The organism is Bifidobacterium magnum (assembly GCF_000741255.1).
Taxonomy (GTDB): Bacteria; Actinomycetota; Actinomycetes; order Actinomycetales; family Bifidobacteriaceae; genus Bifidobacterium; species Bifidobacterium magnum.
The window spans coordinates 471,427-497,046 of sequence record NZ_JGZB01000004.1 but is presented as its reverse complement, the minus strand read 5'-3'; the positions used below and the strand labels follow the sequence as shown (position 1 = coordinate 497,046).

Below are 25,620 nucleotides of genomic sequence, written 5' to 3'. Positions count from 1 at the left end.
CGGCATCTGGAAGGAGGGCGATGACAATGTCGGCGCCCGCGCCCGCGCAGCAGCGCGCGTGGCGCAGCGTGGGCGTGATGTAGACACCCTCATCGCCCTCCTTCCAGATGCCGATGACGGGCACCTTGACTTGCCCCTTGATGGCGGCGATATCAGCCAAGCCTTGGCAGCGGATAGCTCGCGCCCCGCCGGCCTCGGCGGCTAGAGCCATCTGGGCCATAGTCTCAGGGTGGCGCAGCGGTTCGCCGGGATACGCCTGACAGCTGACAACTAGGCCGCCGCGCAAATGTTCGATGAGAGGATGCATGAGAAGACTCCTTTGGACTGGGGTGTTTACTAGGGACAGTTATGGACGGGGGAGCAAGCGTGATCAGTGCGGCGCGAGGCGTCCACGGCTGCGCCTACCAAGGGCGCATCGCCCCCGAGTCGGCCGTCCAGCAGCGGGGTGGGCGCCGTCAAGGCCATCGCACCGTCGGCGAAGCCCTCCCGTAGCGCGTGCCACCACACGTCACCGGATCGCACCACGGAGCCCGAGATGACGATGGCGTCCGGGTCGAGCAGATTCGCCGCGCCTCCGAGTGCCTCGCCAAGCGCGCGCGCCGACATGGCTAGGATCTGCGTGGCATAGGGGTCACCGGCGGCAACCAGTTCGGCGACAGCCTTGCCGTCGCTAGCCGGCGGCGCACCAGCGGGTTTTTTGAGGTTGTACAGCGTGCCAATGCCAGTACCCGAGGCGATAGGTTCAACATGGCCGCACCGCGTGCCGCACGAGCAGCGCACGCCCTGACCTAGGCCGTGGGCGATATGCCCGATGTGCCCGGCCACGCCGTGGGCGCCCGGAACCGCGCATCCGTCCTCAATGAGGGCACCCCCGATGCCCGTGCCCACGCCCACAGACAGGACGCGCGCGTATCCACGGCCCGCGCCGTGGACGGCCTCGCCCAGCCCATGGGCCACGACGTCGTTGACCACGGCGACAGGCAGTCCGGTGGCCGCCGCAACGGCCGCACCGAGCGGCTGGCCGGCCCAGTCGGGCATGAGGTCGGTTGAGGAGACGATGGCGCCGGTATCTGGGTCGACGACTCCGGCCGAACCGATACCCACGGCTGCGATATCGTCGCTCTCACCAATGCGAGCCGCAGCAAGTGCAACGATGCGCTGCAGCACGTCATTGCCGCCGCGCACGGCTTCGGTGGGCACGGTGTGCACGTCCTCGACGCGCGGAGACGCGCCGGGTTCGAGTGTGACAAATCCGGTGGCGATCTTGGTGCCGCCGATGTCGAAAGCGAGGTAGCGTGCCATCACACCGCCTCCGTCAGGCTCACCGCATCGTGGATATGTGCTAGGCAGGCGAGCCGTTCGTCGAGCGTGGCATCCGTGGGTACGCATACCTTCGCGCCCACGCGTTCGGGGGCACCGGCGGCGGCCACGCAGGCACAGATATGTTCGGCGGTCATTAGTGACGTGGGTTCGTCGGGTACCATGGGCAGGTGGCCGTCGGCCCACGCGCCACCATAGGGACTAGGTTCGGGGCCGGAGCCAGAGAACATGAGACCGAGTAGCACTCCGGCCTCGGCAGCGAGGCGCACGTGCCGCTCAGGCAGTGCCGGGTCGTGCCCCTCGAGGCAGCTGCGCCCCCAGTTGACAACTAGACCAGCGCCGGTGGTCCGGCACAATGCAATCTCATCCTCAATCGGCAGGAAGCCTTTTTCAGGCAACTGCCCGGGGATGTACCGGTCGCAATGCTCGATGGCAATGTGGGCGCCAGACCAGTCCCAGCCGAGCAGCTCGTCGAGGCTGCGGCGCATGGCATCGGCGTCGGCGCGCGCAGTAGGTGCGGTGTGGATCTGCACCAGCGAAACATCCGCCGAGCCGCGTAGATCGGCCAGTGCAGCGATGGCGTCGCGCGCCTCGGCGAGCATGCGCATCGCGGCAGCGCGGCCGCCCTCCTGCGGGCTGGCGAGTCCGAAAGAATCGTCGTCGCCCACACGCCGCATGGTGCCGGGGATGAGTGTGACGGAGCAGTGGTGCCAGTGTGCCGGCAGCTGCGCGGCGAGCCACGCACGAGCGTCAGCGTCGGCAAGGTCGCCCGGCCAGGGTAGCTCGGCGCCGTCGATCCACGACTGGGCGCCGAGTAGTGCGTAGTAGTCCTCTTGCTGCGCGCGGGACGCGGGCATTGAGGCGTAGGCGCCAACAACGTAGTGGGGATGGGTCATGGTTCCTCCTTGAAACATGCGATCCTATGTCCCACAATATCATGTCATCAGACAACAGACAACACGACTCGCTGCGACATGCGATACACAACCTGCGCGCTATCTTCGGCGTGTCATCGCGGTTTTCGCATTAGCGAGCCATTGTTAGCGGTGTACAGATACACACAGACCGGTGTGTCATGTCTGCCATTTTTGCAATCAGACATCTGATGTCTTATGATGAAATCAGCTGCGAAACAATGACGTTTCCCCAAGCATTGCCCCATCCGTCACAATAAAGCTTAAGGACAGCAATGAAGCGCACAAGAACACTACTCAAGGTCGCCGCCGCGATGCTCATCGGCGCCCTAGCGCTCGGCGGGTGCGGCACCCAGCAGGCCACCACCGGCCCCTCCGTGCCCGACACCATCACCGCCGAAGCCGCCTACGCCAGCCGCGACTTCAACCCCAACTCCACGTCCAGCGCGCTGGCTATGTCGGCCAACTGGTACGTAGTCGAACCTCTCTACGCCTTCAACTACTCGAACTACTCCATGTATAACGCACTCGCCAAGGGCGAGCCGGAGCGCGTCTCCGATACCGAATACACCGTCACGCTGCGCGACGGCGCGAAGTTCTCAGATGGCACCCCAGTCACACCCAACGACGTAGTCAAGTCTTGGGAACGTTCCATCACCAAGGGCGGCCTATACGTGCCGATGCTCAGCTTCATCGACAGCGTCGAACCCAAGGGCGATCAGCAGGTCACCTTCCATCTCAAGTACGCGTTCCCAGCCTTCAAGGAGCGCCTCGCGCTCATCAAAGTGGCTCCGGCGGACATGGACAAGGACCAGCTCACCGCGCTGCCCACAGGCTCGGGTCCATGGAAGTACGTGAGCATCACTGACCAGAAGGTCACCTTCGTACGCAATGACCTATACAACGGCGAGTACCCAGCACAGTGCAAGAACATGGTGTGGAACGTGGCCGTGGACGACACAGCGCGCGTCACCGCCATGCAGACCGGCAAGGTCGACGTCATGGAGCTCGTACCTACCCTCGCCTTCGACGTACTGCAGCGCAAGACCGACCTCAAGACAGTCCAAGCCTTCAACGCTCCCTACATCATGTTCAACACCAAAAAGGCCCCCTTCGACGACGCACGCGTGCGCCGAGCAGTGCTCTACGCCATCGACGCCCAGCAGCTCATCGACAACCAGATGTCTGGCCAAGCGACCCCTGCCACCAGCTACCTCATTGAGGAGTACCCGGCCTACCACCGCGCCTCCACCGTCTACACTCACAACGTGCAGAAAGCTAAGGAGCTGCTCAAAGAGGCTGGCGTCACCGACAAGATCAAGTTCACGCTCTACTCTACCGACCAGTCTTGGATCACCCAGCTGGCCCCGCAGATCAAGAACAACCTCGCCGAGATCGGCATGGAGGCTAACCTGCAGTCCATGGCATCATCGGCTCTCTACCCGAACATCACCGACAAAGAGGACGCTGACTTCTCCATGGCTCTGGTGGCCGGTGACCCCTCCGTCTTCGGCAACGACGCCGACCTACTCATGAACTGGTTCTACGGCGACAACACTTGGACGCGACAGCGCACCTTCTGGTACGGCAGCGACGGCTATAACCGCCTCCACGAGCTCATGGACAACGCGCTCGCCGCCCCCACTGCCGAGGAACGCCAAGAGTACTGGAACCAGTGCTACGACGTCATCGCCGAGCAGGTCCCCATCTACCCGCTCTTCCACCGCAAAACCACTACTGCGTTCAAGAAAGGGGTCTTCTCGCAGACCGAAGCCATCGGCACCACGGGCCTCGACCTGCTCCAAGCCAAGCTCAACCACTGACCGGTCGGGCCGCAACGGCGCGGCCCCGCCTCCCCACCCACTATCCATTAACAGGAGCATCCAGTGAGTAACCTATTGCGAATTCTAGGCAAGCGCATCATCGCCCTGCCGTTCATGGCCTTCGGCGTCACACTGCTCGTCTTCTTCCTCATGTCGTTCTCTAAATATGACCCGGCCGTCGCCGCTCTCGGTGAGAGTGCGACCCCCGAAGCCCTCGCCGCCTACCGGCACGAAATGGGCTTCGACCAGCCCTGGTGGCGTCAATTCTGGAACTACATCGGCGGCATGCTGCAAGGCAAACTCGGCGTGTACGGTGTCAACAAGGACTCCGTTGCCGAACGCATCGCCACCTCTTTCCCTCTCACCCTCCAGCTGACCTTTATCGGACTGGCCATCGCTCTGGTCATCGCGGTCGTCTTCGGCGTACTCGCCGCCCTCTACCGCGACACTTGGGTCGACCAAGCCATTCGCGTCATCTCCATCATCGAGATCGCCACGCCAGCCTTCTGGCTCGGCGTCCTGCTCATCTACTTCCTGCAGATCCGCATGGACTGGCTCCCCGGCGCCGGCGACCTCGTGCCCTTCAGCCAGAATCCCGCAGAATACATGCGTCGCATGGCCATGCCGTGCTTCGCGCTAGCCATGCCCGTGGCCGGCTCCATGACGCGCATCATCCGCACCTCGATGGTCGAGGAACTCGACAAGGACTACGTGCGCACCGCCTTGGGCGCCGGCATCCCCAAGCCCGTCGTCATCGCCCGCAACGTGCTGCGCAACGCGCTGATCACTCCGGTCACCGTGCTGGGCATGAAGATCGGCTACCTCATGGGCGGCGCCATCGTCATCGAGGTCATCTTCGCACTGCCCGGCATGGGCACCGCGATGTTCGACGGAATCAACAACAACCAGCCGATGCTGGTGCAGGGCGTGGTCTTGGTGGTGGCGCTCGCGTTCATCATCATCAACATCATCGTCGACCTGCTCTACGTCCTTATCAACCCGCGAATCAGGAATGTGTGACGCCATGCTTTTCGGAAAGAATCTTACGGTCAAAAACATCAATAAGGCCGGCGGCAAGTTCACCTTCAAGCGTTGGAAGGCGATGTCGCTGGGCACCAAAATCTCCGTCGTGTTCATCGCGCTGCTCATCGTCAGCGCCGTGTTCGCGCCCCTCATCGCACCGCACGACCCTAGCGAGATTACCCTCACCTACCGTGCACCCTCCGCCGACCACCTGTTCGGCACCGACAACCTCGGGCGCGACGTGCTCTCCCGTGTGTTGTACGGCGCGCGCTACTCGCTGATCATCGGCTTGTCCTCCATCGCCTTCGCGCTCGTGGTGGGCGCACTAATCGGCGCGCTTGCCGCCGTCAGCCGCACTTGGATCTCCGAAGTGATCATGCGCTGCATCGACATCGTCATGTCCATCCCGGGTATCGCCCTAGCGGCCGTGTTCGTCTCGATCCTCGGCCAATCCATGATTGGCATCGTCATCTCCATCGGCATTCTGTACGTTCCGCAGATCGCACGCATCGTACGCGCCAACATCATCAGTGAGTACGGCAAAGACTACGTGCGCGCCGGCATCGTCTCAGGCGCCCGCGCCCCTTGGCTGCTCGCCAAGCACGTCATGCGCAACATCGCCGCCCCGGTCATGGTGTTCACCACACTCTCGGTGGCCGACGCCATCGTCTTCGAGGCGTCGCTGTCCTTCATCAACGCCGGCATCCCTGAGCCCACGCCTACATGGGGCAACATCCTGTCCTCTGCCAAGGCTGGCGTGATCTACGGCTTCTGGTGGCAGGCGCTGTTCCCAGGTCTCATGATCATGATCACCGTGCTGTGCCTCAACATCCTCTCCGAAGGTATCACCGACGCTATGGTGGCTGCCCCCACCGCGCCCATCCAGCGCAACGAGGAAGAGAAGGCCAGTATGCGCGAGGAGGACCGCATCCTCATCGACCCTGTGGCCGCCTACGCCACTCAGGCCGAGACACTCGAAGCCTCGCTCATGGCCCTCAAGGACGCCGAATTCCGCCGCACGGACCGCTTGGAACCCAGCAGCAAGGAGAGTCCGGTTATCCAGGTCAAAGATCTGTGCATCAAGTTCCCCCGCCACGGCGACGTGAACGTGGTCGACCACCTCAACTTTGCGGTGCGCCCCGGCGAAACGATGGGCCTAGTCGGCGAGTCCGGCTGCGGCAAATCCATCACGTCGCTGGCCATCATGGGGCTGCTCGATCCCAAGGCCGAGATCAGCGGCGAGATCCTCTTCGAGGGTGAGAACCTCGTGGGACTAAGCCAGAATCGCTACAACGCCATCCGTGGCCACGAGATCGCCATGATCTACCAAGACGCACTCTCCTCGCTCAACCCCTCCATGCTCATCAAAGCGCAGATGAAACAGCTCACCTCGCGCGGCGGCACCCGCACCGCTGAGGAGCTGCTCGAACTCGTGGGCCTCGACCCCAAGCGCGTGCTGGAATCCTACCCGCATGAGCTCTCCGGTGGTCAGCGCCAGCGCGTGCTCATCGCCATGGCTCTCACCCGCGACCCCAAGCTCGTCATCGCAGACGAGCCCACCACTGCCCTCGACGTGACCGTACAGAAGCAGGTCATCGATCTGCTCAATGAGCTGCGCGAGAAACTCGGCTTCGCCATGATCTTCGTGAGCCACGACCTAGCGCTCGTCGCCAAGGTGGCGCACTCGATCACCGTCATGTACGCCGGACAGGTCGTCGAGCAGGGCGCCGCCCGTGAAATCCTCACCGATCCACGCCACGAGTATACTCGCGGCCTACTCGGCTCCGTCACCTCCATCGAGGCCGGCTCCGGTCGCCTGCACCAAGTGCCCGGCTCGGTGCCCAGCCCGGCGGACTTCCCCAAGGGCGACCGCTTCGCGCCACGCTCCTCGCATCCAACTCGCGGTCTAGACACCAAGCCTGTGATGAAGCGTGTGGAGGGCACTTGGCACTTCTACGCGGTACACCCCGACGACATCGACAAGCCCTACGGCACGCCCAACGACCCTGAGGTCGACCGCGTCATCCGCAAGGTGCTCGATGACGGCAACCCCGCACGCGATGCCGATCCGGACCCAGATCAGAAGGTCCCCGTACTCCAGTGACTCCAGTGAACCCAGCGAATACGAAGGAAACGCCATGAACACGCAGGACACCACCCCCATTATCGATCTGAGAAACATCGAGGTCGAATTCAAGACCCGCACCGGCTCGATCCTCCACCCCCGCAAGGTCAAGGCCGTGGATGGCGTGAGCCTGCAGCTCATGCCCGGGCGCACCATCGGCATCGTCGGCGAGTCCGGCTGCGGCAAGTCCACCACGGCGAACGTCATGTGTGGCCTGCAGCAGGTCACCTCCGGACAGGTCCTATTCAAGGGCAAGGACGTCACGCACCGCACCACCAAGGACCGTATGCGCATCGGCCGCGTCGTTTCCGTTGTCTTTCAGGACCCAGCGACGGCGCTCAACGCTCGCATGAGCGTGCAGGACCAGCTCATGGACCCGCTCGTTGTGCACAAGCTGGGCACCCAGCAGGAGCGCGTCAACCGAGCCTACGAGCTCATCGACATGGTCGGCCTCCCCAAGTCTGCGCTCAATGCGCTGCCTGGGCAGCTTTCCGGCGGCCAACGCCAGCGCGTGGCGATCGCCCGCGCGTTGGCGCTCAAGCCCGACGCCATCATCGCCGACGAACCTACATCCGCGCTCGACGTCTCCGTGCGCGCGCAGATCCTCAACCTGCTCTCCGACCTTAAGAAGGAGCTCGGTTTGTCGATGGTGTTCATCAGTCACGACATCCAGACTGTCCGGTATGTCTCCGACGAGATCATCGTGATGAACCACGGGCAAATCGTGGAGCACGGCGAGGCGCGCCAGGTGCTCAATCACCCGCGCGATCCCTACACGCAGCTGCTGCTCGCCGCCGCACCATCGCTGTTGCACCCGACGGCCGCCGAATGCGCGCCAGCCGTCTAGCGGCCCACCCGAGCCACCGACCAAGTCAACCCACTCAACCTCTCAACCCATAAGGACCCTGATTGCCATGACCAAGCAGACCAGCCGATTCCGCGGTGTTATCCCACCCGTCGTCACCCCGCTAACCAAGGACCGCGAGCTCGACCGCGACAGCCTCACCCGCTCCATCGACCGCATGATCGAGGCCGGAGTCGACGGCGTCTTCGTGCTCGGTTCCTCCGGCGAAGTCGTCTTCAGCACCGACGAGCGCCGACGCGAGATCATCGAAGCCTCCATCAAAGCCGTCGCCGGGCGCGTGCCCGTGCTCGTCGGCTGCATCGACACCGAGACGCGACGCGTGATCGAGCATGCCAAGGTGGCCAAGGAACTCGGCGCCGACGCCATCGTCGCTACCGCCCCCTTCTATGCACTGGGCGGCATGCCGGAGATCGAGCGCCACTTCCGGCTCATCCATGAAGCCGTAGATCTGCCACTGTTCGCCTACGACATCCCCGTGTGCGTGCACGTCAAGTTGCCCGGCGAGATGCTCGTGCGCTTGGGATTGGACGGCGTGCTCACCGGCGTCAAGGATTCCTCCGGCGACGACGTGGCCTTCCGCTTCCTAGTAGACGATAACAACAAAGCCGGCCATCCGCTCACGTTGCTGACCGGCCAAGAAGTGGTGGTTGACGGCGCCTACATGGCCGGCGCCGACGGCTCAGTGCCCGGGCTAGGCAATGTGGAGTGCACGGGTTACGTGCGCATGTGGCACGCCGCCGAGGTGGGAGACTGGGCCACCGTGCGCGCCGAGCAGGACAAGCTCGCCGCCCTCATGCGCATCGTGACGGTGACCAGTGGCGTGGCCGGTTTTGGCGCCGGCGTGGGCGCATTCAAGACGGCGCTCGCCCTGCTGGGAATCTTCGACACGAACCAAATGCCCGACCCAGTGCTTCCACTGCAGGGCGAGAATGTGGCCGCCGTAGCCGATGTGCTGCGAGCCTGCGGGCTCGAGCCGGTGCGCACTCCCGAGGAGGTGAGCCTCGCCACACAGTGACCTGCTAGCACCGTGCCCCATTCCTGATTCTGTTTTCCTCCCTGCCCGCCGGATTACTCCAGCGGGCCTTCTCAGAAAGACCGTTCCCATGACCGAACTCATCATCGTTGACCACGAAGCCAAAGCCGGTGAGCTGTACGCGCGTTGCGTGGCTGACCTCATCAAGGGCAAGCCGGACACCGTGCTCGGACTAGCCACCGGCTCCAGCCCGCTGGCCGCCTACGCGGCGCTCGCCAGCACCGTCAAGGCCGAGCACATCGACATGAGCCGTGTGCGCGGCTTCGCACTCGACGAATACGCCGGGCTCGATCCTTCCCATCCCCAGTCCTACCGTAGCACCATCACGCGCACCGTGGTCGAACCCCTAGGCCTCGACCCAGCCCTAGTGCACGTACCCAACGGCGATCCCGCCACCATCATGGACGCCGGGCGTGCCTATGACGCAGCTATCGAGGCCGCAGGCGGCGTAGACGTGCAGATCCTAGGCATCGGTACCGACGGACACATCGGCTTCAACGAACCCGGATCTTCGCTCGCTAGCGGCACGCGCATCAAGACGCTCACGCAGCAGACACGACGGGACAACGCGCGCTTCTTCAACGATGACATCGACCAAGTGCCCACGCACTGCATCACTCAGGGCATTGGTACCATCCTCAAGGCGCGTCATCTCATCCTGCTCGCGTTCGGCGAGCAGAAGGCCGAGGCAATTGCCCAGACCGTAGAGGGAGGCATCTGCTCGCTATGGCCCGCCTCCGCACTCCAGTTGCACCCGCACGCCACGGTGATCGTGGACGACGCGGCCGCCTCCAAGCTGCACCACGCCGATTATTACCGGTGGGCCTACGACAACAAACCTGCTTGGCAGGGCATCTGACCGGCCACGACCAAGGAGCAACGACCATGAACCGCTATACCCATTCCCTCGCCATCGCGCGTGCTCTGTCCGAACCGGCACGCCCGTGCGCCATCCGCGCCGCGCGCCTCATCGATGCGCGCGGCGTGCGCGAGTGCGCTTGGGTGGTAGCACGCGACGGTGTTATCACCGCCTGCGGCACCGATGAGATGGAGTTCGCGCGCCAAACCGCTGACATCGACAACATTATTGACGCCGATGGGAGCCTTCTGACTCCCGGCTACGTCGACATCCACGCACACGGTGGTTGGGGCGCCTCCTTCGACGACGGCGCTGAAGGCATCGCCATGGCACGCGCCTGCCACATGACGCACGGCACCACCCGCCAAGTGCTCAGTCTCATCACCAATCCCCTCGATGTGATGGAACACAACCTCAGAACCGTGCACGCACAGATGGCCAGCCGTCCAGACATCCTCGGCAGCCACCTCGAGGGTCCGTTCTTGGCGCTGGCGCGCAAGGGCGCGCACGATCCCGTGTGCCTCATCGACCCGGTGCCACAGGTGGTGACGCGCCTGCTGGACGCAGCCGACGGCTCGCTGCGGCAAATCACGCTCGCCCCGGAATTGCCCCACGGATTGGAGGCGATCGCCGCCTTCCGCGCCGCCGGGGTCATACCAGCGATCGGACATTGCGACGCCGGGTACACGATGGCTCGTGAGGCCATCGACGCCGGCGCCACCATCATGACCCACATGTTCAACGCGATGAACGGTATCCACCACCGCGAGCCGGGCCCTATCCCGGCAGTGGTCGAGGACCGCCGCGTCACGCCAGAGCTCATCAACGACGGCTTCCACGTACAGGACCCCGTCGTGCGGCTTGCTTGGGATCTCGTACCCCATCGCATCGCGCTGGTCACCGACGCAATGGCTGCCACCGATTGCCCCGACGGTCACTATCTGCTGGGAACGCTGGACGTGAACGTGCAGGACGGCCACGCGCGCCTAGTATCCAACGGTGCCATCGCCGGCTCCACGCTGCTGCTGGAGCAAGCGGTTGCACGTGCCGTGCTCAACCTAGGCATCGCGGCGCCCGAGGCCGTGGAGGCTGCCACACTTACCCCAGCGCGTGCGCTGGGATTTGACCAGCCCAACGCCGTGACGGGTGCCCCGCTCGGCCTAGTGGCACCCGGCTACGCCGCCGATTTCCTACTCACGGATCCGCACACTTGGCGCGTCGAGCGCGTCTGGTGCGCCGGCCACCCGATGCCCTAGGCCTTGTAGCGAATGACGCGCAACGGGACGAGTTAGCGGCCAAAAATCGGGTTAAACGCCAAAAATCAACAATCCGGTTCACAGGAAAGGATCCTATGAACCGGATTGTTATTTATTATTCGCAGCTAATCAGCGAGTTGAGTAGTTTGGAGCCTCAGCCGTCATCACAATGTCGTGCGGGTGCGATTCGCGCAGGCCCGCGTCGGTGATGCGGATAAAGCGTCCGCGTTCGCTCATTTCGGCGATGTTGTGCGCGCCGATGTAGAACATCGACTGGTGCAGGCCGCCGATCATCTGGTAGAGCACGGCGTTAAGCGGTCCGCGGTACGGCACTTCGCCTTCCACGCCTTCCGGCACGACCTTGTCGCTGCTCGTCACGTCGGCCTGGAAGTAGCGGTCCTTGGAGTAGCTCTTCTTGCCGCGCGGAGCCATGGCGCCCATGGAGCCCATGCCGCGGTACAGCTTGTACTGCTTGCCGTGCAGCAGCACCTTCTCACCCGGGGCTTCTTCACAGCCGGCCAGCGTGCCGCCCAGCATGACGGAGCTTGCGCCCGCTACCAGGGCTTTGGCGATATCGCCGGAATAGTGGATGCCACCGTCGGCGATGCAGGGCACGCCAGCGGCGCGGCAAGCCTGGGCCGCTTCATAGACGGCCGTCAGCTGCGGAACGCCCACACCGGCCACGACGCGCGTGGTGCAGATGGAGCCTGGTCCCACGCCAACCTTGACGGCGTCGGCGCCGGCGTCGATCATGGCCTGGGCGCCCTGGCGCGTGGCGATGTTGCCGCCGATCACGTCCACATTCTTGAAGGCCGGATCGTTCTTGATGCGGCGGATCATGTCGAGCGCCAGCTTGGCTTCGCCGTTGGCCGTGTCCACCACGAGGGCGTCCACGCCAGCTTCCATCAATGCGGAAGCGCGCTGCCAAGCGTCGCCAAGGAAGCCAACACCGGCAGCGACGCGCAAACGTCCCTGCTCATCCTTGGTAGCGTCCGGATACTGTTCGGTCTTGACGAAGTCCTTGACCGTGATCAGGCCCGTCAGACGGCCCTCGTCGTCAACCAGCGGGAGCTTTTCAATCTTGCGTTCCGCGAGGATGCGGTGCGCGTCTTCCTTGGAAATGTTCGACGGACCCGTGATGAGGTTGTCCTTCGTCATCACGTCGCGCACGTGCAGGCGGTCGTAGTCCTCGGAAGCGATGAATCGCATGTCGCGGTTCGTGATAATGCCAACCAGCTTGCCTTGGGCGTCCACTACCGGCAGTCCCGAAATGTGGAAACGTCCGCACAGCTTGTCCAAATCGGCCAGCGTCACATCCGGGCTCACCGTCAGCGGATCGGTGATCATGCCGGATTCGGAACGCTTGACCACATCCACCTGCGCCGCCTGGTCGTCAATGGACAGGTTGCGGTGCAGTACGCCAATGCCGCCGTTGCGGGCCATGGCGATAGCCATTTCCGCTTCGGTGACGGTGTCCATGGCCGCGGAGATGGCCGGGACTTTCATGGTGATGTTACGCGTCAAATGCGTAGTGGTATCCACTTCCGACGGAATGACGTCCGTCTCGTTCGGCAGCAACAGCACGTCGTCGTATGCCAACCCGAGCGGGGCGAAAATCGGAGGAAGTGGTGCGTATGAATAATCAGAGTTCATATCAGTTGTAGCCATGCAATCACTATAGGGACATTGGGTGACTTCATGGTTACGCGTGTCTCACGCACGCCGCAGGCTATTTCGCATGATGGGCCGGAGCGTCCTCGCTGTCGGCCACCGTGCCCATGTCTTCGTTGCGGCGGCGCAAGTACGGCAGCATCGTGGCCAACAGCAGCGCCACCGCGCATACGACAAACCCGATGGCCACGGCCCACGGGTCGAAAAACAGCAGCATGACGGAACCGAACGCCATCAGTGCGGCCCAACCCCACAAAATCAGCACGGCGCCTTGCACGGTATGGCCTATGGCGAGCATGCGGTGGTGCAAATGCATGCGGTCGGGATGCATGGGCGACTGTCCTTTGCGCAAACGGCGCACAATGGCCATGATCATGTCGAGCACAGGCAGGAACAGCACAAGAATCGGCAACAGGATCGGCATGAACGCCGGCAGATAGATGGTGGCGTGAATGGAGGCCGGATCAAGGCGGCCCGTCATCACGATCGACGCGCACGTAATCAGGTAGCCCAGCAGCATGGAACCGGAGTCGCCCATGAACAGTTTGGCGGGATGCCAATTGTGCAACAGGAAGCCCAGGCAAATGCCCACAAGCATCACGTCGACGAGTGTGGCCAGCGACGCGTAGGACGGCGACGTGCGCGCGAGCACATACGAGTAGATGCCGAACGCGATGCCGCCAATGGCCACAATGCCGGCCGCGAGCCCGTCAAGGCCGTCCACAAAGTTCACGGCGTTGATGGACACCACAATGAGGAACGCCGTAATGGCGATCGACAGGCTTGGCGACGCGATCACGAGCGAGCCGAGCGGCAAGGAAATGATTTGCAGGCCACCCCACGCCACGAATACGGAAATGAGCAACTGTCCGCTCAATTTGAGCATCCAGTCCAAATCCCAACAGTCGTCGGCAATGCCGAGCAAACAGATGAGGACGGCGCCGATCAAAATCACCCACGCCTGATGGTTCGAATGGAACACGATATTGAGGAACGGTATGTGGGAGGCCACAAACATCGCCACGGTGAACCCGAGCAGCATGGCGAGACCGCCCATGCGCGGGGTCGGAATCGTATGCACGTCCCTGGCTCGTACGCGCCCCACCGCGCCCATGCCGATCGCCACATGGCGCACGATGGGCGTGAACAGGAATGTGGCTGTGGCCGCGATGGCCACAATGAACAGATAAACCCTCATGCGCCCAGCGCTCCGCCATTCATGTGCACGGCTTTGCGGATCACAGATTCGGGAATGACTCCTTCGCGCAAAATGGCGACGCCGTCACGTCCGTTGGGATCGGCGGCCACGACGGTGCTCGCCACATGGCCTCGCGTGGCGCCGCCATCGAGATACAGGTCTACCGCGTCACCAAAGGCTTCCACGGCCTCTTGCACGCTTTGGGCGCTTTGTTCGCCCGAACGGTTGGCGCTCGAACACGCCACCGGGCCTATGGCGCGCAGAATGCGCAGGCACACGGCGCTATTGGGCACGCGGATGCCTTGCGTTTTCTTGCCGTGTGGCGTGGGGCTCAGCGTGCACAGCGTGCACGAGTCTTCTGCCACGCAGATCGGGGAAAACGCGCCCGGCAACAGCTGGGCCGCCAAACGGTTGAGCGGCGCCGGCAAATACAGTCCGAGCGGCTCAATGTCGTCTACGGAAGCGACCAATACCTGCAACGCCTTGAATTTCGGGCGTCCCTTGGCCGCGTAAATCTTGTCAATGGCCTCGGCATTGCGCGGATCGCACGCGATGCCGTATACGGTGTCGGTCGGCAGCACCACAAGGCCGCCCGAACGGATCACTTCCGCCGCACGGGCCAGCGACTCCTCATTGACTGTACGTACATCGCTCATGATGTTCTCCTGCCTTCCCAATCCTTGGTCTCCATCGTAGAACAGTTGCGCGTGGCGCGCGCTTGTTCATTGTTTTATGGCGACCAAAAATCGCGGTCGTCCTGTCAAGTCTTCCCGTGTTACGGCGGTGGCGAACCCGTTCGCCTGCGCGAACATGCGCGTGCGCTGCGCCTGTGAAATATCGTGCTCCATCACGAGCAGGCCGCCGCTACGCAACAATGCGGCCGCACGCACCATGATCTGTTCGGGAATCATCATGCCGTCCGCGGATCCGCCGTACAACGCCAGATCCGGATCATAATCGCGTGTCTCGGGCTGTTCGGGAATGTCGGTTTGCGGAATATAGGGCGGATTCGAAATGACCACATCCACGGTGCCGTCCAGTTGCGCCAGTGTCAGCGGACTTGTGGCGTCTCCGATTTCCAGCTGGTAGTTCGAGTCCAGTCCCGCAATCGAGGGCTGCAACGCGTCCCTGTTGCGCAACGCCCAGTGCGCGGCCTCGGGATTGAGTTCCACAGCCCACACCTGCGCGCCCGGCACCTCTTTGCACATGGACAAACCAATCACGCCGCTGCCCGCGCACAAATCGACAACGCGCGGCGAAGGCAAGCCCTGCTCGGCAATCCAGTCGATGGCCGCCTGAACCACGGTTTCCGTTTCCGGACGCGGCACAAATACTCCCGGTCCCACAGCCACATCAATATAACGGAACGGAGCATGGCCCGTAATATGCTGCAACGGCTCGCGCCCCGCACGCCGCGCCACATACGATTCAAACTCCTCGAGCGCGCGTTGTGCGGATCCCTCTTCGGGCGCCACGCCTTGCTCGCCATTCTGGTCGTGCCATACGCTCCACACAAGCTGCGCGGGCGTGGAGCGCATAAGCATGGCCTTGTCCACGTCCGCTACCGAACAGTGGAACGCCTGGGCGAGCAAAAGCTTGGCGTCATAATGCGGCGTATCCACGCCCGCATCGCGCAGGCGTCCCGTCGCTTCGCGAATGATGGAATCAAGGGTTTGTCCGAAGGCTTGCGTCGTTTGCGTCACAGCCGGACCTCACTGCTGGCGGGCCAGGCGTTCCGCTTCATCGGCCTGAATGTCGCTGTCGATCACGGCCTGCAGATCGCCGTCGAGCACGGCGTCCAGGTTGTACGCCTTGTAGTTGGTACGGTGGTCGACAATACGGTTTTCCGGGAAGTTGTACGTACGGATACGCTCCGAACGATCCAGCGAACGCACCTGGGAGTGGCGCATGTCGGCCGCTTCGGCTGCTTCCTGTTCGTGCTTCATGGCCAGCAGACGGCTCTTGAGCACGCGCAGCGCGGCCGCGCGGTTCTGGATCTGCGACTTCTCGTCCTGCATGCTCACCACGATGCCCGTCGGAATATGCGTCATGCGCACGGCCGAGTACGTGGTGTTCACGGACTGGCCGCCAGGGCCCGAGCTCATGAAGATGTCGATCTTCAAGTCCTTCGGATCGATCTCGATTTCATCATCGTCATCGTCGGCTTCCGGGAACACGATCACGCCGGCGGCCGACGTTTGGATACGGCCCTGGGATTCGGTCACGGGGATGCGCTGCACGCGGTGCACGCCGCCCTCATACTTCAAGGACGCCCAGACGCCGTCTTCGGGAGCCGGAGTGCCCTTGGCGCGAATGGCCAGCTGCACGTCCTTGACGCCGCCGAGCTCCGTGCTGTTCTCGTTCTGGATTGTCGTAGTCCAGCCGCGCTTTTCGGCGTATCGCATGTACATGCGCAGCAGGTCGCCGGCGAACAACGCGGCTTCTTCGCCGCCCGTGCCAGCCTTGATTTCCATGATCATGTCGCGCGCGTCATCGGGGTCGCGCGGAATCAGCGCCGTGCGCAGCGCTTCTTCCACGGCCGGAAGCTGCGACTCGAGGCGCTTTGCCTCTTCGGCGAAATCGGGATCCTCGTCCGCCATTTCTTCAGCGGCCTCGAGATCGTCGCGCACCTGCGCATAGCGCTGGTAGGCGCTCACGATCGTGCCAAGCTCGGCATGGCGGCGCCCCAGCTTGCGCATCTGGTCCGGGTTCGACGCCACTTCCGGCTGCGCCATTTCCTGTTCGATCTTGCGGTATTCATCCACAGCGGTAAGCGCTGCAGCAAACTGTTCGTCTGCCACGATGGGTTCGTTCTCCTAGCCGATCACGCGAATCGATAAAGTTGGCCTATAACAACGTATGCGGTACCACTGTACGCGCAAGTCTCCACAGCTTACCCAATCAAGGCCTTGTTCAAGGCGCTCCAATCTGGCCGTGCAGACCACAAGCAAAATAAAAATACCAGCCCGAAGGCTGGTATCCATCACGCTACAAGAATCACTTGGTCTTCTTGCCGTAACGCTTCTCGAAGCGAGCCACGCGACCGCCGGTGTCCAGAATCTTCTGCTTGCCGGTGTAGAACGGGTGGCACTTGGAGCACACGTCAACCGTCATGTGATCGCCATTGGCGGTCGAACGGGTCACGAACGTGTTGCCGCAAGAGCAAGTGATCTCTACTGCGTGATAATCAGGATGAATACCCTGCTTCATATTTGTCTCCTAAAGATACGGGGGGACCCGGGTCGCCATGCCCCTATGGCATAGCGTGAACCGGACGCAAAAATTATAGGTATACGCCCTGACGAACGCAACGGTTTTTCACTCCCGGAACGCCCGTGTCCGCGCCGTGTTCAGGACTTCTGCTGCGCGTTTTTCTCGCGCTGTTCCTGCCATACTGTCGCGTAAGCGCTAAGCAGCGAGGACACGTAATCGCCAATGCGCTTGTAGTCGTCAATGTTCAAGTTGGCGAGCGACACGCGGATACTCCAGTCGGGGGCATCGAATCCGCCGCCATCCATGACGACTATGCCCGTGTCGCGCGCGAGGCGGAACACGAAGTCGAGCGACTTGTAGTTGCGCTTGAGCCATTGCGTGAACTCGTCACCATACAGGCGTTCGCTCCACAGCTCCAAATCGATGATCGAATAGTATCCGGCGCGCAGCGGATCGGGATTCTGCTGCAATTTCAGGCTCTTCCACAGGCAGTTGAAGCGGTCGTGCACAATCTCGATCATCTTCGTCTTGTAGATGCCTTGCGTGTCCATCAACGCCATCAGCGCGAAGAACGTCATCTGGATCTGTTGAGGCGTACCAAGGCCCGCCGTGCCGTTGAGCGCCACGAGACGCGAGTCCGCGACCATACGGTCGATAAAACGGATGCCCGGCACATTGTCGCCCAAGGACGCATAGCGCGCGGCGAGAATGTCGGTTTTCTCCTTGGGTAGTGCGGCGATGAGGTCGTCGAAAATATTGTGTTGCGACACGGCCGTCACAGCCAAACGCCAGCCCGTGGCACCGAAATACTTGGAGAACGAGTAGATGCTGGCCGTGTTGTAAGGAAGGTCGTCGAACAGCGAGCGGTAGCCTGGAACGAATGTGCCATACACGTCGTCCGTCACAATCATGAGGTTCGGATTCTTCGTGCGCACAATGTCCACAAGCTTCTGGCGCGACTCCTCGCTCATCTCGTAGGACGGCGGATTGGACGGATTGACCACACATAGCAGCTTGATGGACGGATCGGCGAGCTTTTCAAGCTCGGAGTCCGGGTACTGCCACGAATGCAGGCCATTGTCGGCCATGGTGGTCGCCTTGATGTCCACCACGTCGAGGTCGTAGTCGTTCAGATGCGGGATCTCCAGATACGGCGTGAAAATCGGCGTCATCAGCGCCATCTTGTCACCGGGCTGGATCAGGAAATTGCTTTTGAGCGCATAGAACATGTAGCACATGCCCGCGGTGCCGCCTTCCGTGGCGAACAGGTCGAACGGGACATCGGGAGCCTTACCGCCCAGCAATTCCTGCTGCAGGTATTGGCCTACAATCTGCTCGCTGAAATGCAGCATGCGTTCGGGTACGGGATACTCGCATCCGGCGATGCCCTGCGTCCACTCCTCCACAAGATCGTCAAGCACATACCCTTGTTCGGAGGCGTAATGCAGCGCGTTCATCAGGAATTCCGCGGCCTTCTGGCCGCCATGCTCGGACAGGTAGGTCTTGAAGCGGTCCGCCGAGCCTTCCGATTTGGGCAATCCGGCCACGTCCACGCCCGGAATGTACAGCGAGCGCCGTGCCTCTTGCATGGCGAAGCCGCCAAGCAGGAAGAACGCTTCGCGCGGCAATGTGGCGATCCAATTGGGGTTGCCACGGCCGGCGTCCAGCAGCGTGCGCGTGGATTTCTTGTCGCCTTCGCGCGCGTAGTTGAGCAGAAGGTTCTTGCGTTCGAACGGCGACATGTGTTCCACGGCCTGTTCAAAAGTACGGTCGGCGTTCTGCGCGATGCGCATGTCTTCAAGTGCATTGTTCGCGTGCGTGGTGCCCATATATGCATTCCCCCCTTGGCTTGCCACTGCGATTTATGTTGTTTCTTGGCACTTTAATGCAGCGCAGCGGAACCCGGGGGCTGTTCTTTACTGGGATATTCGTCTTTTTCGGGCGAATCTGCTAAAGTGCACGATGTGTTCTCACGGGGCGATAGCTCAGTCGGTTAGAGCATCGGACTCATAATCCGCCGGTCCAGGGTTCAAGCCCCTGTCGCCCTACTTGTTATGGACATAGAAAAATGGTGAAGGTTTTCCGACGGGAACCTCCACCATTTTTTATATGCTGTTCGCATAGGTTTTATGTGCTGTTCATATAGGGCGAGCCGTCTCTGGCGGCCCACATATGTTACTTTTTGTTAGATTTCTCCGATTGTTGCGTTTTCTTGGAGTTCTGCGACTTTTGTTTTTCTTTGGCGGCCTGTTCCTGCGCCTTTTTCTCGGCGGCGCGTTGCGCCTCTTCGAGAGCCCGCTGGCGCGCCTGGGCGGCCTCTTCCTCTTCGCGCAGCTTCTGTTGGTACGCTTCGTTGACCGCGTCGGACGCCTGCCGGATGCGCTCGGTCATGTCCGCGATTTTCGTCACGTTGTCGCTGTTTTTCAGATCGTCAGCCTGGTCGACCAACGTGGAGAGCGTATTCCATTGTTCAGTGTTGTCCACGCGGTCTTTGCTTACGTTGAGCACTTCCCTCGCGTTTTGCAGCTCGGATGCCAGCGATGTGCAGGCGTCGTTGAGGCGCTTCTGTTCGTGGGATTCGTGCACGTTCGCCACGGCTGTTTCGAGGCTCGACTGGTGTTCGGTATACCAGTTGAGCTGATCGCCGAGCTTGTCTTCCTGGGTCTTGTATTGAGCCACGCTTGAGGCATTGCAGTTTACTTGTTGCGGCACGGATTCGGTGACGATTTTCGTCAGTTCGTCCACTGTGTTCGAGTCCGTCACATCCACGGCCGTAATATGCTGCGCGGCTTGCGCGTCCTGATCCATGTACGCGCTATAGGCGGTCGCCTTTTTCTTGACTTGCGCCTGCACCTGTTCGCATGACTGGCGTGCGACGGCCAGTTGTTCCATGGCGTTGCGCCGTACCAGCGTGACGGCCGTATAGATACCCGCAATAATGACAGCCACAATCGCACAAATAATTACAGTCTGTTTGATGGTCCGCGTGGAGGAATCTTTATGCGCCCCGTGGCGCGGCCCCTGTCCGGCAGGCTTGTCGTCATGGTCACTGACCTCGTCGAGGAGGTCCGATGGTGAGAAAACTTGCGTATTGCCGCCGATTGTGTCGGCGGGATCGGATGCATGATGCTCGTCCAACAGCTTTGTCCTTCGTGAAGTGTCGGCTCCATGGCCGGCAGTGCATCGTTCTTCATGGAAGCGTCCCATTGGCGATATGAAAAAATAAAATATCGGAAATGAGACATTGGTTACATAATAATTCAACAACCCTACCGAATAGCGCTAATTTCTGGGGATGTTACCGCTACCATTTCATAGAGACGATGTACTTTAAAATCACATCAGAACACGAAAATGAACACCGAGATTTCCTTAGAACTGTAGGCAAAACGCTTTACTGCTCCCTTCGACACTCCGAAAAGTGAACATGAGTTAACACGCAACACGCCGTAAAACGAACATTGAAAATAGGTCTAGTCTTAGCAATGTGAAAAGGAATGGTGAAGATTGCCACTACGGATGTGCTCACCAGACTTTTCAGAACAGAGAAAGGAAATGCTCGCGCGCTGAAGAGCGAAACCACTGGTGTTCCATTTTCCACAACCAACTAATGAGGGTTTAGTCGTGGAGATCATTGCACTGGTGATTAAACGTTTCACCACATGGCGCCGGCATGGTTACGGATCGAGAAACCGTAACGATAAATGAAAGAGGAAAGTAGGTTCCCATGTATCTCGTGGTAAACATTGTGGGCCTCCTTATTTTCTTGGGACTTGGCTGGTTGTTCTCCGCCGACCGCAAGGGAATTCAATGGAAGTCAGTTGGTTGCCTGGTACTGTTCAACTTGGTGATCGCATGGTTGCTCACCAGCTTTGAATGGGGTCGCGCCGCCGTTATGGCCGTGGCCGATGCATTCGCTTGGATCGTTAATATCTCTTACAAGGGTATTAACTTCACCTTCGCCAACTGGGTTGGCCCCAACGGCACTGACCCGTCCCCTGTCAACTTCGTCACCAGCTCGCTGCTGCCGATCCTTCTGATCGTCCCGTTGTTTGACATCCTTACCTACATCGGCTTCCTGCCGTGGATCATCAAGTGGATCGGTCGTGGACTCGGCTTCATCACGCGCCGCCCGAAGTTTGAAACCTTCTTCGCCGTGGAAATGATGGTTCTGGGCAACACCGAGGCTCTGGCTGTGTCCAAGACCCAGCTCGAACGCATGAAGGCCGGACGTAACGTCACACTCGCCATGATGTCCATGAGCTGCATCACCGCCTCCATCGTGGGCGCTTACATCCAGATGATCCCGGGCGAGTTCGTCATCACGGCCATCCCGCTGAACTGCATCAACGCCCTGCTCATCTCCCACATGCTCTACCCGGTCGAGGTCACGCCGGAAGAAGACGTGATCTACGGCCTCAAGGCCGCTGGCGACGAAATGCTGCCGGACGAGTCCACTCCGGAAGCCCGCAAGGCTGAAGAAGAAGCTGTTGCCGCTTACAAGGCTCTGCCTTGGTACAAGAAGGCCTTCACCCACAACCCGGCCAAGCCGAAGAAGGAACCGTTCTTCACGTACTTGGGCGATTCCATCCTCACCGGTGGCCAGCTGATCCTGATCATCGCCGCAAACGTCACCGCCTTCGTGGCATTGACGGGCCTGATCGACGCCCTGCTCGGCCTCATCTGGAACCAGCTCTCGCTCGAGAACATCCTGGCCGTGTTCATGTTCATCCCGGCTTGGCTACTCGGCCTTGACGGCGGCACCGCTTGGGAGTTCGCACGCTACATGGGTCTCAAGCTCGTCACCAACGAGTTCGTGGTCATGGGCGCCATCCAGGACACCGTCAACAACTTCCCGCAGCACTACAAGGCTGAGATCTGCGTGTTCATGACGTCCTTCGCCAACCTTGGCACCTTGGGCATGGTTGTGGCCTGCTTCAAGGGAATGGTCAGCAAGGAAAAGAACGACGTGATCTCGCAGCAGATCCTGCGCATCTTCCTCTCGGGCATCCTCGTCTCGCTGTGCTCCGCAGCGATGGTCGGCCTGTTCGAGTGGTGACATCCGCTTTCGCTGGGCTGTTGCTCCGGCAGCAGCCCGGCAGGGCTCTTTATAACTGAATACTCGTGGTAAAGCAACGTCGCCATATCCACGTTATATACGCAAGGGAACGTCATGGACAAGGCAGCTCAACGTTCCTTTTTTATTGAAATATATGCTTTGTGCATACACGCATCATTGCCCATGAACCGTATGCACAATAGAAAATGAAAATGTCATGTACCGGTTTGCGGTGCCCACCAGCGCTAACGAAGACGCGAAGGCGAAGGCATTTTCAAGGAAGGGAACGGCCCCGAGGCCGTATTAGAAAGGAACACCATGGAACTCACCAAGGCACAGATGGCCAAGTATATGGACGCCACGCTGCTCAAGGCGGACGCGACTGAAGCCCAGATCGACGAGCTGTGCAACGAAGCCAAGGACTACGACACCGCTTCCGTGTGCGTGAACCCCTACTGGGTCCCGCGCGCCGCCAAGGACCTCGAAGGCACCGACGTCAAGGTCTGCACCGTCATCGGCTTCCCCCTGGGCGCCAACACCACGGCCACTAAGGTGTTCGAAACCAACGACGCCATTGACAACGGCGCCGACGAAGTGGACATGGTCATCAACATCGGCGAGCTCAAGAGCGGCCACGACGATATCGTGCTCGAAGACATCAAGGCAGTGGCCGACGCCGCGCACGCCAAGGGCGCACTGCTCAAGGTCATCATCGAGACGGCCCTGCTGACGGAAGACGAGAAGATCCGCGCCACCAAGATGACCGTGGACGCGGGCGCCGACTACGTCAAGACCTCCACGGGCTTCTCCACCGCGGGCGCCACCGCTCCGGATGTGGCCCTCATGCGCGAAACCGTGGGACCGGACTTCGGCGTCAAGGCCGCCGGCGGCATCCACTCGCTCAAGGAAGCCTACGACATGATCGACGCGGGCGCCACGCGACTTGGCGTTTCCGCCCACGTGCAGATCCTCGAGGAAATGGAGTAAGTTTCCTCACCTTCAGGTGGCGCGATGTTGGGGCATCGCGCCACCTTTGCCGGGCAGCCGGCCCATGGCATGTCTCGTTCGCGAGGAGCACGCCACGCATATTAGATCGCGACTGTTGGCAAACGCGGGAACGTCTGCCAACCATCTGATTTCAATGGGGAAAGAAGATACTCATGAGCTACACCTATAAGCGCGTATTCGCCATCGCAATGGATTCCATCGGCATCGGCGAGGCGCCCGACGCCGCGAAATTCAACGATGTGGGTGCTGACACGCTGGGTCATATCGGCAAGTTCTTCAAGGGCGACCTGCATTTGCCGAATATGCAAAAGCTGGGACTGGGCAACATCCGCACGGACGACCCGATCGAGGGCGTGCCGCCCGTAGCAGATCCGATCGGATGCTACGGCAAGATGCAGATCACGTCCTGGGGCAACGATTCGCTGGACGGCCACTGGGAAATGATGTGCCTGCCCGTACGATTCAACATGTCCTTCTTCCCCGACGGCTTCCCGCAAGAGATCGTGGACAAGCTTGAGAAATTCTCGGGACGCAAGGTCATCGTCAACAAGCCGTATTCGGGAACCGAAGTCATCAAGGACTACGGCGAGCACCAAATGGAAACGGGCGACCTCATCCTGTACACGTCGGGCGATTCCGTACTGCAGATCGCGGCGCACGAGGACGTCATTCCCGTCGAGGAACTCTACCGTATTTCCGAATACGCGCGCACGCTGATCAACGGTCCGGAAATCGTGATGGGCCGCGTCATCGCGCGTCCGTACGTGGGACCGGACAAGGACCACTTTGTGCGCACGTCCAACCGCCACGACTACGGCCTGAAGCCGACCGACAAGACCGTGCTCGACTTCCTGCAGGAAGCTGGATACGACACGCTGTGCATCGGCAAGACGAACGACATTTTCTCGGGCCAGGGCATCGACCGCGGCTGGCGCAACAAGAGCAACATGGACGGCATGGACCATGTGGACGAAGCGATGGGCATCGATTTCACGGGCCTGTGCTTCATCAACCTCGTGGACTTCGACGCGATGTATGGCCACCGCCGCAATGCGCAGGGCGACGGCGAAGCCCTGATGGACCTGGATCGCCGTCTGGGCACCGTACTCGCCAACATGCGCGACGACGACCTGCTCATGATCACGGCCGACCATGGCAACGACCCGACCTACACGGGTACGGACCATACGCGCGAATTCGTGCCGCTGCTCACCTACTCGCCCAGCATGCACCACCCGGGAACCTCGCTGGGCGTGCGCAAAACCGCTTCCGACATGGGCGCCACGATCCTGGACAACTTCCAGGTCGAAGGCAACGGAGAAGGTACGAGCTTCCTCAAGCAAATCAGCTGAATTCTTAGCCTGAATTCCTTTCTCAACGTGATGCCTGCGATGGCGCTCTGCTGAACAGGCATCACGTTTCCCTCATCAATACGATCAATACGATCAATACGATCAATACGATCAATACGGCCATATTCGGCCATACCGTGCACATGGTGGTGCACAGAAAGCGACGGTATAGTATGCCAACGCCACATATTGAAGCGCAGCCCGGAGATTACGCGGATGTCGTGCTCCTGCCCGGAGATCCGCTGCGCGCCAAGTACATTGCCGAACATTTCCTCGAGGACGTCCACCAGGTCAATGGTGTGCGCAACTGCCTCGGATTTACGGGCACCTACAAGGGACATCGTGTGTCCACCCAGGCTAGCGGCATGGGCATCCCTTCCCTGTCCATTTACGTAACCGAACTCGCCACCGTCTACAACGTGCGCACGATGATCCGCGTGGGCTCGTGCGGCGGCATGGCGCCCGACGTCAACATGCGCGACATTCTGCTGGCGCAAGGCTCTTCCACGGATTCGGCCGTTGTGGCCAACACGTTTACGGCGGGCGTGCACTATGCGCCTCTCGCCAACTTCGAGCTGCTCGACACGGCGTACCAGATCGCCAAGCAGAAGGGTCTTGACGTCAAGGTCGGCGACATCTTCGCCGCGGACCGTTTCTACAACGACGAGATCGACATGAAGAAGCTCGCCGACTTCGGCGTGCTCGGCACGGAAATGGAATCGGCAGGCTTCTACCTGCTGGGCGCCAAGCTCGGCTTCCGCGCACTGTCCATTCTGACGGTTTCCGACTTGCTGTTCCGCGAGGGCTCGCTTTCCAGCGCCGAACGTGAACGTTCGTTCAACGACATGATCACGTTGTCGCTCGAAACCGCGACTGCGGACAAGTAAGGGATCTGGGAACA

Annotated in this window: 21 protein-coding genes, 1 tRNA gene and 1 pseudogene; 12 read left to right on the top strand and 11 right to left on the bottom strand. The window is 61.1% G+C overall.

Annotated elements, in window-relative coordinates; all coding sequences use genetic code 11:
- The 3 genes and pseudogenes from BMAGN_RS05730 to BMAGN_RS05720 all read right to left on the bottom strand — a co-directional run.
- Positions 1–307: pseudogene (locus BMAGN_RS05730) on the bottom strand (N-acetylmannosamine-6-phosphate 2-epimerase); the annotation flags it as partial.
- A 29-nt stretch (positions 308–336) separates the two neighbouring features.
- A complete protein-coding gene (locus BMAGN_RS05725) occupies positions 337–1,302 on the bottom strand; it encodes an ROK family protein (protein WP_022859041.1) in 966 nt (321 codons plus the stop codon).
- Positions 1,302–2,216 (bottom strand): DUF4862 family protein, encoded by a 915-nt coding sequence (locus tag BMAGN_RS05720; protein ID WP_022859040.1) that lies wholly within the window; start codon positions 2,214–2,216, stop codon positions 1,302–1,304. Before BMAGN_RS05720 ends, BMAGN_RS05725 begins: the two co-directional genes overlap by 1 nt.
- 293 nt (positions 2,217–2,509) lie before the next feature.
- Between BMAGN_RS05720 and BMAGN_RS05715 the strand changes: the two genes are divergently transcribed.
- The 7 genes from BMAGN_RS05715 (at position 2,510) to nagA (ending at position 11,218) form a co-directional block, all read left to right on the top strand.
- The gene (locus tag BMAGN_RS05715) at positions 2,510–4,057 is read left to right on the top strand and encodes an ABC transporter substrate-binding protein (protein WP_026501823.1); all 1,548 of its coding nucleotides are present in this window, start codon (positions 2,510–2,512) and stop codon (positions 4,055–4,057) included.
- A 63-nt stretch (positions 4,058–4,120) separates the two neighbouring features.
- On the top strand, positions 4,121–5,077 hold the full coding sequence (locus BMAGN_RS05710; protein ID WP_022859039.1) for an ABC transporter permease: 957 nt from the start codon (positions 4,121–4,123) through the stop codon (positions 5,075–5,077).
- Between the two features lie 4 nt (positions 5,078–5,081).
- The gene (locus BMAGN_RS05705) at positions 5,082–7,184 is read left to right on the top strand and encodes a dipeptide/oligopeptide/nickel ABC transporter permease/ATP-binding protein (RefSeq protein ID WP_022859038.1); all 2,103 of its coding nucleotides are present in this window, start codon (positions 5,082–5,084) and stop codon (positions 7,182–7,184) included.
- Positions 7,185–7,218: 34 nt separating this feature from the next.
- Complete coding sequence (locus BMAGN_RS05700) at positions 7,219–8,052, top strand: ABC transporter ATP-binding protein (RefSeq protein WP_022859037.1); 834 nt, start codon at positions 7,219–7,221, stop codon at positions 8,050–8,052.
- Positions 8,053–8,119: 67 nt separating this feature from the next.
- Positions 8,120–9,085 (top strand): dihydrodipicolinate synthase family protein, encoded by a 966-nt coding sequence (locus BMAGN_RS05695; protein ID WP_022859036.1) that lies wholly within the window; start codon positions 8,120–8,122, stop codon positions 9,083–9,085.
- Positions 9,086–9,173: 88 nt separating this feature from the next.
- Positions 9,174–9,962: a glucosamine-6-phosphate deaminase gene (nagB, locus tag BMAGN_RS05690; RefSeq protein WP_022859035.1), complete on the top strand. Its 789-nt coding sequence runs from the start codon at positions 9,174–9,176 to the stop codon at positions 9,960–9,962.
- Positions 9,963–9,988: 26 nt separating this feature from the next.
- Entirely contained in the window at positions 9,989–11,218 is a 1,230-nt protein-coding gene (nagA, locus tag BMAGN_RS05685; protein ID WP_022859034.1) for an N-acetylglucosamine-6-phosphate deacetylase, read from the top strand.
- Between the two features lie 129 nt (positions 11,219–11,347).
- On the opposite strand, the gene guaB is transcribed toward nagA, so the two are convergent.
- The 7 genes from guaB to BMAGN_RS05650 all read right to left on the bottom strand — a co-directional run bounded on the left by guaB (position 11,348) and on the right by BMAGN_RS05650 (position 19,129).
- Positions 11,348–12,886, bottom strand: a complete 1,539-nt coding sequence (gene guaB, locus BMAGN_RS05680; RefSeq protein ID WP_026501821.1) for an IMP dehydrogenase — start codon at positions 12,884–12,886, stop codon at positions 11,348–11,350.
- 61 nt (positions 12,887–12,947) lie between these two features.
- Positions 12,948–14,087 carry an MraY family glycosyltransferase gene (locus tag BMAGN_RS05675; RefSeq protein WP_022859032.1) on the bottom strand — a complete coding sequence of 380 codons (1,140 nt, stop codon included), beginning with the start codon at positions 14,085–14,087 and terminating at the stop codon, positions 12,948–12,950.
- Positions 14,084–14,743, bottom strand: coding sequence for an L-threonylcarbamoyladenylate synthase (locus BMAGN_RS05670; protein WP_022859031.1), 660 nt, complete (start codon positions 14,741–14,743; stop codon positions 14,084–14,086). Before BMAGN_RS05670 ends, BMAGN_RS05675 begins: the two co-directional genes overlap by 4 nt.
- Before the next feature lie 66 nt (positions 14,744–14,809).
- Complete coding sequence (gene prmC / locus BMAGN_RS05665) at positions 14,810–15,790, bottom strand: peptide chain release factor N(5)-glutamine methyltransferase (RefSeq protein ID WP_022859030.1); 981 nt, start codon at positions 15,788–15,790, stop codon at positions 14,810–14,812.
- A 9-nt stretch (positions 15,791–15,799) separates the two neighbouring features.
- The gene (gene prfA, locus BMAGN_RS05660) at positions 15,800–16,888 is read right to left on the bottom strand and encodes a peptide chain release factor 1 (RefSeq protein ID WP_022859029.1); all 1,089 of its coding nucleotides are present in this window, start codon (positions 16,886–16,888) and stop codon (positions 15,800–15,802) included.
- 196 nt (positions 16,889–17,084) lie between these two features.
- Positions 17,085–17,297, bottom strand: coding sequence for a 50S ribosomal protein L31 (gene rpmE, locus BMAGN_RS05655; RefSeq protein WP_026501819.1), 213 nt, complete (start codon positions 17,295–17,297; stop codon positions 17,085–17,087).
- Between the two features lie 140 nt (positions 17,298–17,437).
- A complete protein-coding gene (locus tag BMAGN_RS05650) occupies positions 17,438–19,129 on the bottom strand; it encodes a bifunctional aspartate transaminase/aspartate 4-decarboxylase (protein WP_022859028.1) in 1,692 nt (563 codons plus the stop codon).
- Positions 19,130–19,274: 145 nt separating this feature from the next.
- Between BMAGN_RS05650 and BMAGN_RS05645 the strand changes: the two genes are divergently transcribed.
- Positions 19,275–19,348, top strand: a tRNA-Ile gene (locus BMAGN_RS05645).
- A 127-nt stretch (positions 19,349–19,475) separates the two neighbouring features.
- Here BMAGN_RS05645 and BMAGN_RS05640 read toward each other — a convergent pair.
- On the bottom strand, positions 19,476–20,438 hold the full coding sequence (locus BMAGN_RS05640) for a coiled-coil domain-containing protein (RefSeq protein WP_022859027.1): 963 nt from the start codon (positions 20,436–20,438) through the stop codon (positions 19,476–19,478).
- Positions 20,439–21,027: 589 nt separating this feature from the next.
- Between BMAGN_RS05640 and BMAGN_RS05635 the strand changes: the two genes are divergently transcribed.
- From BMAGN_RS05635 to deoD, 4 genes are all read left to right on the top strand, one after another.
- Entirely contained in the window at positions 21,028–22,359 is a 1,332-nt protein-coding gene (locus tag BMAGN_RS05635) for a nucleoside transporter C-terminal domain-containing protein (protein ID WP_022859026.1), read from the top strand.
- A 318-nt stretch (positions 22,360–22,677) separates the two neighbouring features.
- Complete coding sequence (gene deoC / locus BMAGN_RS05630) at positions 22,678–23,346, top strand: deoxyribose-phosphate aldolase (protein ID WP_022859025.1); 669 nt, start codon at positions 22,678–22,680, stop codon at positions 23,344–23,346.
- Positions 23,347–23,519: 173 nt separating this feature from the next.
- On the top strand, positions 23,520–24,719 hold the full coding sequence (locus BMAGN_RS05625; protein ID WP_022859024.1) for a phosphopentomutase: 1,200 nt from the start codon (positions 23,520–23,522) through the stop codon (positions 24,717–24,719).
- A 173-nt stretch (positions 24,720–24,892) separates the two neighbouring features.
- On the top strand, positions 24,893–25,606 hold the full coding sequence (deoD, locus tag BMAGN_RS05620; RefSeq protein ID WP_022859023.1) for a purine-nucleoside phosphorylase: 714 nt from the start codon (positions 24,893–24,895) through the stop codon (positions 25,604–25,606).
- Positions 25,607–25,620: the final 14 nt, after the last annotated feature.